The following is an 8626-nucleotide window of genomic DNA, read 5'->3' as shown; positions in this document are numbered from 1 at the left end:
CTAAAGTAACTGCAATCAAATTGCAGGGTTTTAACCTTTAACTAGATAATAAAAAAGTACATCAATTATTGGGAGAACGCAGAAAACTACGTGAACGCTATAGTAGAGAGCTGGTTTTGAGACCCAAAGATATTTTTATCGATTCGGTTGATGAAAAATTTATTGTACGACTTCAAGCAATTTTGGATAAACATTTGTCTAATTCTGATTTTACTGCCGAACAATTTGCTTCAGAAGCGTATATGAGCAGGATGCAGCTTCATAGAAAGTTAAAAGCCTTATTAGGGTTTTCTGCAATGGGATTCTTACGTCACGAACGCTTAAAAGCCGCAGCGTTACTTCTCCAAAAAGGAAAAATTACTATTTCTGAAGTTGCCTATTCCGTTGGGTTTAATGATGTGGATTATTTTTCTAAATGCTTTAAGGAAACCTATCTTGTAACACCTTCAGAATACCTGTCAAAAGATTCATAGGTCTTTAATTCATACTATTTCTTCCCTGTTTATGTAGATGTTACATGTGTACTGTATTTTGTTACACCTGTCTGGGTGTAATCATATCAATCCCCATAATTTTATCCCATGAATTTGATGTTGTAAAAATAATGCCGAAAAAAAGAATTCATATTTATGAAGGTAATGTGGAAAGATTTTCTTCCCAAAAAATCTATCTGAATGTATACTATTTGGAACAAGGATATTATGAACTCAATATCATCCATAAAAACAAATTGATAAAAAAAACCACTTTTAAAAAGAAATAATTATGAAATCACTTAAAATTTTATTCACAGTATTTGTAGCTATCTTCTTATTTTCTTGTGATAAAGATGACGATAAGGTTACACCTATTATTGACCTCGAAGCCAGAACCATTGATTACGAATTGGTCACTACCCCCACTTCTACAACGGGTGAGGTAAGATTAACAGGAAGGGTCACCAATATAGAAAATACCAACTTTAGTTCTGACAGCAGGCAGCAGTTTATTCAATTATCAAGAAGGCCTCTGGGCTCTACCACAGAAACGGTATTGGAGCAAAATGATTTTACAGCAATAGCCCATGGCGATGAAATAACATTGGTAGTGGTAATCAATTGGGATATTGCAAATGAGTTTCAACCCGAATTCGTCTTAAGAATCTCTTACGACCCGGACATCCTGACCGATGGCAATACCAACAATGATGATAGCAATAGCAGCAATGACGTCTTTGTGCTTTCAGGATTTGATATTAACAGTCTATTCTCATAAAAGCTACGCCATGAAGAATACATTAAAAACTGGCTTTATAGCCTTTATAATGTTGAGCCTCGTTGCTTGCAGCAATGACGATGATGCAACCCCAACCATTTCACAAAGGGATACCTTGATAGCTCTTTTCAACGCAAACCCAAGTAACACTTTGGGGTGGGATATCACTGCAACAGATATTTCCACTTGGGAAAATGTGAGTGTAACCCCAGCGGGTGATGTTTACAGTCTTAACCTAATAGACAAGGGGCTAACAATGATTCCAAGCGAGATAGGTGTTTTAACCGAGCTTACCTTTTTAGAGTTGAGAACCAATGCTATCATATCTATTCCAAATGAAATAGGCAACCTAAAAAAAGTGACCTATTTGGGTTTGAACAATAACCAAATTGCAAGTCTTCCAGCCACTATAAGTCAAATGGAACTATTAGACAGGTTATTTGTATACAACAATAATCTTAGTAGTGTTCCAACAGAGATTGGCTCAATGCTACCCTTAACCCGATTGGAGTTGGGTGCTAACAACATAACCAGCATCCCGCTATCTTTTGGGCAACTAACCAATTTGGAGTACCTAAGTTTTTACAGTAATGAGTTATCAACGGTGCCAACAGAATTAGGTGTCCTTACAAACCTAGAGACACTAGACCTATCATCAAACAACATAGCCAACATTCCTGCTGTGGTTTGCGATTTGGAGTTTACAGGAACTACCATCATCGTGGACGAGGGAGTGGTGTGCAACTAAAAGCAATAATTATGAAGACAACAAAGATTTTCGTAATGATAGCAGCCTTAGCATGCTTCACGATTGCCTTTGGGCAAAAGAAAGATGGCAAAAAGGCAACAATAAAAACTGTGCCCATGACCATTAATGACAAAATCTTGCCCATAACGACCAAAAAGATGACGTCGTTTACACCTCCTGCTAAAGGTTTTAGCTTTTCCAACACCTTTAGGGCAGAGTTTCCCATACCTGGTGTCAATGGACCAACGGTATCGGGTTTTTGTGGAGGTATGGTTTACGCGGCCTTAGATTACCACAATAGCGGCATGGCTATCCCCAGACAAAATTTTAGACCTGCGGTAAAGACCCCGCTCCATAATTACATTTACAGAAGGCAGGTAAACTCTTTGGCAGACAATGCCGATAAGTGGACTGAGCTTTTTGTGAATCCCTTTGGATGGCGTTCAGACGAGTTCTTCAATTGGGGATTGCAAGCTACAGCAGGCGGAAGGATTGAAGAGCTAAAAAGTATGGTAGACCACGGTAAGCCGGTGCCATTGGGGCTTTTCGCCCCAGGAAACGGAGGCATTGCACCGCACCACCAAGTGTTGGCCATTGGCTATGACATGGGCAGGTACAAAGGCGATTTGGGCGATTTTAAGGAAGATTTCAAAATCTTTGTATATGACCCCAATCACCCCGACACCATCAAAACCATCATCCCAAATGTGTCTGGTAAATTCTTTACTTACCCCGATGCCACAAGTAAAGAAAAGTGGCAAACCTACTTTGTTGACAAAAAATACCGCTCCAACAGACCGCCAAGTGTTCTTACACCTTCATTTCCAAATGATGGCAGGGTACATGAGATACTGGTTGAGATTTGTACAGGTGGTGATGACCTTCGGGGCGGAAATGACAATGTACATGCTATTGTTAATTTTAAGGATGGTACCTTGGAGACCTTCCTCAATATCAATGGTCTTGCCCGTTGGATAGACAATTATGAAGAATGTGTGCCGCTTCGCTTGAAGAATCCCAAACCCCTATCTCAGATTAGCAGCATTACCCTTAAAACCACCTTTGGCGGTGGTATTGGTGGTGACAATTGGAATGTGGACATGGTAAGAGTCTTTGCCTGCGGATACGGTATTTACAACAAGATTATAGAAAAAGCCGGAACCCCCTTGGTGCGTTTTGACGGCAACAACAGGCCATTGACATTACCCGTAACCTTTTAAATTAATTAAAATGAAATTCTTTTCTTTTATCATAGGATTGTTTTGTGTGGCTAACGTAGCTGCACAGAGCAATCTTTTTGTGGGGGCCAACGAGGCTTCGTACGTGGACCAAGTGATTACAGGTTCTTCAACCCAAGAGGTCGCCCCATTCCCTTTTAACCCTTCAGAGAATATTTCCTTTGACAAAAAGATGACCTTCTCTGCCAACACCAATGCAGGTATTAGCAGTACCTCACAGTTCTTAGTCAATTCAAACAAAGGGTATATGGGTATGGATAAAGAGATGATGGAGCGCTTTGCGGGGGTTGAGTTTTCGCATAACAATGACTTTAAAGTAGAATACCGTATCACGGCCACCAATGGCAAAACTTACTATTTTGTAGAGATTGAAGGCGTGAAGTATGTGATGAACAGGCTTCCGATAAATATGGTTGAAGCAGATCAGACCAATATGTCGGTAAAAAAATTCAACCAAAACTTCTCGCCAACAGGAAACAATTTGAACGTGAGCAGTGAAAACTATGCTTCCAAGGAATACTCGGGCGTTTCGGCAGATACAGGCAGGCCTGTAAATGTGTATGTTGCAGAGCAAAGCAATGTCAACCTTTCACCCACCAACACTCCAAAGACGGTGGGGATGTTTGGCCTGGGTTACATCTTCACCGAAAACAAAACCCAATTGGTAACCCGTATCGAAACCGACCACGGTACTGCCGAGTTGGAGCGCGTAGAAAATGCCAGCTTATCTTTTGATGGCAGCAGCTACCGAAAGCATGAGAACAAAGTACAGGAGGATGAAGACCAACTGACTGAGGTAAAAGCAGATGTTTTTAGAAAGAAGCGCCAAAACATAAGTGAAGCTCCAGCCGAGCAATCTAATATAACCAATAAGGAGGCAGAGATTTTAGCCTTGGAGGAAGAAATGGAAGAGAAACGTAAGCGTGCCATGAACAAATACATTGAAGATGGCGCCCCCGTCGAAAAAAACACCGAATACAAGCTAGAGAGCTTTGACCCTAAAGACATGGTGAATGTGCAAAAGCTGCAATGCGAGAAGCGCATCATAGAAATTGATAAGAAACTAAGCAGAATGGCAAACAACAACCCGGACCGCACAAGGCTTACCAACGAAAAGCGTTGCTTGGAAGAAAAAATAGTGGATTACAAAAACGCAGCCATAGAGATGGATGCTATCAAAGAACGCCATGCAGACAATACCCACGAGGGAAACAAAGAAAAAATGAACTATTTCTTTACCGAGGTTTCACAAAATATCATGGTAAGACCGTGTTCATTTTAGAAGATATTCATGAATTTATAAATTAGTCGCTGTTATTTGAAATTAAGCTGAGGAATGATTTACTATTAATCCATTGCATAAATAGCTTCTTTATCATAGTATTCTGGTAAACTACTACCATCTACAGCAGAGCTATTTAATCCCGCTGCGCAAAGTCTCCCGGCTTTGAGTGATTTACTTTATGCTTAGTTTTTCGATATTTACTACTACCTATTTTGTTATCTTTTAAATATCGTTTTTAATTGTTCTGCGAAGTCAGGAGACTTTGCGGAGCGGGATCATTAAGTTTAGAGTTATAGACTAATTTCAACGGCTGTTTTAATTGTTTTTGACTTAAACTAATTTCATTATTCGGTTGAATAGAACCGCAAGAATTTATAATTATTAAAAAGAGTAAACTTAATTTTTTAATCATCTTATAAATATTGAATCAATAAAATAATTAATCCTCAAACAATTCTATATCCAAACTTTTATAGAAAAATCCCTTTTCTTTATTATGTAAAGAAAAATGTAGTTGTCCTTTATACTTATTGAGTATTGTTTTAGAAACCCATTCTTTATCTTTTTTAGCAAGGTTTATGTTATAGACAGGAAATCGTTGATATTTCTGAATTTCTTCACTATTATTAATAAGTGAATCTAATTTTTTATTAGAAATTTTTAATAAATAACTATAATATATATTAAATGATCTATTTTCATTTTGAGAAATTTTCTGATCAATTATATTATGTTTAGATTCTAACTTATCAATAAAAGAAAAAACTTTATAATCTCTTGTACTTGTGCCTCGTGGAGATTTCCCAATAGTAATATTTGTGATTTGAGCAATATATGGTGTTTGATTTATAAAATTAATTTTCTTCGGAAAACATATATATATATATGATGAGTCAATACTTTTATAATTTAACATTAACTTATATGGTTGATGTAGGTTAGATTGTGAGGCTAAAAAAACTTCTTGATCTTTTTTTGAAGAACAAGCTATTATTAGTAATAAAGTGAAATATATTATTTTTTTCATTGTATAAATATTGAGTCTATTATATATTTTTTTCTTTCTCCTTCTATTTTTAGATAATAAAAACAGGTATAATAATTATCTTTTAGATCAGGTTTTGAAGATATGAAATCATCAAATTCTCGAAAAGTAACAAATTCATTTTTAATCATCTTTTCATACTGTTCTTGAGAGATGTCTTGCTTATATGATAATTCAATCATCTTTGCCCCTTGAGAATGTTGCACATAGATTAAAGCTGTATTAAGTCCTCCTTGTTTTGCACGTTCCCAAGCTAGTAATGAATCTTCTGTAAACTCGTTTATAATCTCATTAACCACCTTGGTGGTTATAACGTCTCCTGCCAAAAACAAAGGTGTCAATGCTCCGAAACCAGGAATTGCTTTTATTGCACCGATTAAACCCATTGCACTTATTACTGATGATGGTTTTGGGATCTGCAACCCTTCTTCTGGTTGTTTAAAGATACTGGTTACAGTATTAAAAGCATTAATAAAATCTAATACTCTAATAGCTTTTCTCACATACTTTAAACCTACAACCACCCCGTTTTTGACATCATGATGATTAAAATAATCACTAAATTTCTTTTTACTTATGGTTTCAAATTCGTTTACTTTTTTCCAACTTGCTTTACCCTTAATTATAAAATTAGTGGATTCTTTGGTTTGGTATCCATAGCGCACACTTTCATTAGTATCCCAATTAACACGCTCATACAATAAAGACCGTTTAACTTTATTGATAGAGGATAATGTTTGGGTTTCTGTAATCCTAACCGTATTTATAGAAAAGCTGCTTAAATATGGATTAGGTATATAGGCATCAGCAATTTTTTCTGCCATCTTAAAAGCAAATATAATAAGTTTACCATCATTAGTATAAAATTCTGGTAAGCCTACACCTTGTGTTATTGGTTTTAGGAATAAATCCCTATCATTATACCCAACTCTTAGATAATCCTCTTTTTTCTGAGGAAGTATCTTCTTTACTTTTGGTCCCTTATCGGTTACATAACGTACTCGCCAGTATAGTTCTATATTTTTATCAGTTAAAATTGGGTTATCATTATCATTTGCTATTACAGGTTCCCAACTGTCTTCTAGCAATAGTTCTACTGTAGCAATACTTTGCCCGTCTACTGCCCGTACTTTTGCCTTTTTCCAAACGGTATCGTTAGGAAATTTTGAGGTATCGATATTATATTCGTCAATATGTTCACCTAGCCACCAAAAATAATCATAGTCCATTAGTTGCATTTCTAACTCCTCGCCTGCAACAATATCTTTGGTTTTTACATTAAAATACATGGTTTTACCAAGGGGGATACTTATTTTATCCTCTCCCCACTCGTATCGTTCTTTTCCATCTTTATCATAACTCCACCACCCATCTTCAAATTGAGGTTCTAGTATATTAATCGTTCTGGAAGCGGTTTCCCCATCCTCAAAAGTGATTGTAATTGTAGTTCTTGCCATAATTAAGATTCTTGTAATGGGTATATAACCTCTAATTCTATTTGTTGCAATTCGCTGGTAATAACAATACCTTTAAGGGTATCGTTTTCTAAAACTTGCCCTTTATGTTTAAAATCATGTTTTTTATCCTGTAGTTTAATATCCATGATATCGCCTATTCGGTTTTCTGTTTTTATGTGTAACAAAACAGTAGTATCATGCATAAATTCTTCGAGTTCATTACCCTCTAAGTCGGTTATATAATATTCGGTTAATTTTTTACCCGTACCGGTATTCTCTAATGCCTGATATCCTTGTTGTTTGCTTAGTGGGATATAGCTTTTGTTCCACCGTCTAATTATTGGGTGTCCATAATCTTGTATCGCAGGAGAAATTGTAATCGTAGTCAACATTGGGGTTTCGCCATGGGTGGTAAAAACCTCTCTATACCCTACTATGGCAGCATCGTTAAATTTATATCTTTTTAAGGGTGGGTTATCAAAAGAGTTAAGATAGAACACCACCTCCCCTTCGCTTAAATAATAAAAATCTTCATTTTTTTTATTATGTACCGATGGCATCTGCATATAGTACAAAAACACCTCTTCGTTATAGCCTGTTATAAAAGTACACTCTATTAATCCACCCAATACCATAGGGGCAGGTTTTCCTTTTTTGTCTATAAGTGTTTGGTAGAGCATGGTACAGTTTTGTAACTCTCGTACCTGACCAAAAATAGTAAGTTTAGCTAGTATGCCCATTGTAGATATGTATCTTGTTATTATCGAATTATTTTGGTTTAAATTCAGCTAACAAAACAGGTTTTGGGGATGCAAAGTAACGCAAAATAATTAGCATCTTATTGGCTACGTAACAAGTTTGTGGTTTTGCCATAACCTTTAATTTTATTAGCATTTTTTAGTTATACTATTACATATTATTCCGGGTCGATTTGGTCTAACAATTCTAAGAGCAGTAAACGACCCGTTACAGGGTTCTTGCTTTTTGGGGGATATTTTTTCAAAAAATCAAGGGTTATAGCTTCCAGATGGTTCCCTTTAAAAAAATCTTTAAGGTTCTCTTTGGTATACTCCATTAGCTTTAATTGCCAGGGCGTGATAAAATACATATACTCGCCAACCAAAAAATCAGGCAATAAGGTTTTGATCTTGTATATTTTGATATACCGGCAATGGTCGTACAGATAACAATATCCATAACCGTCTACTGCGCTGATATTATTTATGGAGTTGTTTTCTATCTGTTTTTTAATCTCTTCATATTGTATCGGGCTTTTAAAGTCCATAAGCATGGTTTCGATTTTTAAGAGGATATCATATATATCTATCTTTTCTAACCCATCCAATTGTTTAAAAACGTTCTGGATGATTGTGTCTTGGTGTGTTATCATTTTGATGGTTAATGGTTATTATTTTATTTAAAGGTTCAAAGATTCAAAGATTCAAAGGTTCAAAGATTCAAAGGTTCAAAGATGCAAAGGTTCAAAGACTCAAAGATGCAAAGGCTCAAAGATTCAAAGATGCAAAGATGCAAAGACTCAAAGATTCAAAGATGCAAAGGTTCAAAGACTCAAAGATGCAAAGGCTCAAAGATTCAAAG

At 36.1% G+C, this 8626-nt stretch carries 10 protein-coding genes; 6 read left to right on the top strand and 4 right to left on the bottom strand.

Annotation, left to right across the window (positions count from 1 at the left end; genetic code table 11):
* The first annotated feature begins 68 nt into the window (after nucleotides 1–68).
* The 5 genes from ACZIYX_RS23180 (at nucleotide 69) to ACZIYX_RS23160 (ending at nucleotide 4522) form a co-directional block, all read left to right on the top strand.
* A complete protein-coding gene (locus ACZIYX_RS23180; protein ID WP_462684646.1) occupies nucleotides 69–473 on the top strand; it encodes a helix-turn-helix transcriptional regulator in 405 nt (134 codons plus the stop codon).
* Between the two features lie 292 nt (nucleotides 474–765).
* The gene (locus ACZIYX_RS23175; RefSeq protein WP_462684645.1) at nucleotides 766–1254 is read left to right on the top strand and encodes a hypothetical protein; all 489 of its coding nucleotides are present in this window, start codon (nucleotides 766–768) and stop codon (nucleotides 1252–1254) included.
* The gene (locus ACZIYX_RS23170; RefSeq protein WP_462684644.1) at nucleotides 1205–2002 is read left to right on the top strand and encodes a leucine-rich repeat domain-containing protein; all 798 of its coding nucleotides are present in this window, start codon (nucleotides 1205–1207) and stop codon (nucleotides 2000–2002) included. Before ACZIYX_RS23175 ends, ACZIYX_RS23170 begins: the two co-directional genes overlap by 50 nt.
* A gap of 11 nt (nucleotides 2003–2013) precedes the next feature.
* Nucleotides 2014–3222, top strand: a complete 1209-nt coding sequence (locus ACZIYX_RS23165) for a hypothetical protein (protein WP_462684643.1) — start codon at nucleotides 2014–2016, stop codon at nucleotides 3220–3222.
* A gap of 10 nt (nucleotides 3223–3232) precedes the next feature.
* On the top strand, nucleotides 3233–4522 hold the full coding sequence (locus ACZIYX_RS23160; protein WP_462684642.1) for a hypothetical protein: 1290 nt from the start codon (nucleotides 3233–3235) through the stop codon (nucleotides 4520–4522).
* Between the two features lie 442 nt (nucleotides 4523–4964).
* Here the strand turns inward: ACZIYX_RS23160 and ACZIYX_RS23155 are convergent, their stop codons facing one another.
* The 4 genes from ACZIYX_RS23155 to ACZIYX_RS23140 all read right to left on the bottom strand — a co-directional run bounded on the left by ACZIYX_RS23155 (nucleotide 4965) and on the right by ACZIYX_RS23140 (nucleotide 8417).
* Nucleotides 4965–5552 (bottom strand): hypothetical protein, encoded by a 588-nt coding sequence (locus ACZIYX_RS23155; RefSeq protein WP_462684641.1) that lies wholly within the window; start codon nucleotides 5550–5552, stop codon nucleotides 4965–4967.
* Nucleotides 5549–7027: a hypothetical protein gene (locus ACZIYX_RS23150; RefSeq protein WP_462684640.1), complete on the bottom strand. Its 1479-nt coding sequence runs from the start codon at nucleotides 7025–7027 to the stop codon at nucleotides 5549–5551. Before ACZIYX_RS23150 ends, ACZIYX_RS23155 begins: the two co-directional genes overlap by 4 nt.
* 2 nt (nucleotides 7028–7029) lie before the next feature.
* Nucleotides 7030–7767: a type VI secretion system tube protein TssD gene (tssD, locus tag ACZIYX_RS23145; RefSeq protein WP_462684639.1), complete on the bottom strand. Its 738-nt coding sequence runs from the start codon at nucleotides 7765–7767 to the stop codon at nucleotides 7030–7032.
* A gap of 176 nt (nucleotides 7768–7943) precedes the next feature.
* Nucleotides 7944–8417: a hypothetical protein gene (locus ACZIYX_RS23140; protein WP_462684638.1), complete on the bottom strand. Its 474-nt coding sequence runs from the start codon at nucleotides 8415–8417 to the stop codon at nucleotides 7944–7946.
* 11 nt (nucleotides 8418–8428) lie between these two features.
* On the opposite strand from ACZIYX_RS23140, the gene ACZIYX_RS23135 reads away from it, so the two are divergent.
* Nucleotides 8429–8626, top strand: a 198-nt coding sequence (locus tag ACZIYX_RS23135; protein WP_462684637.1) for a hypothetical protein, incomplete at its 3' end; no start/stop codon positions are given.

Source organism: Aquimarina sp., assembly GCF_977115655.1.
This window is presented reverse-complemented; position numbering and strand designations above follow the sequence as displayed.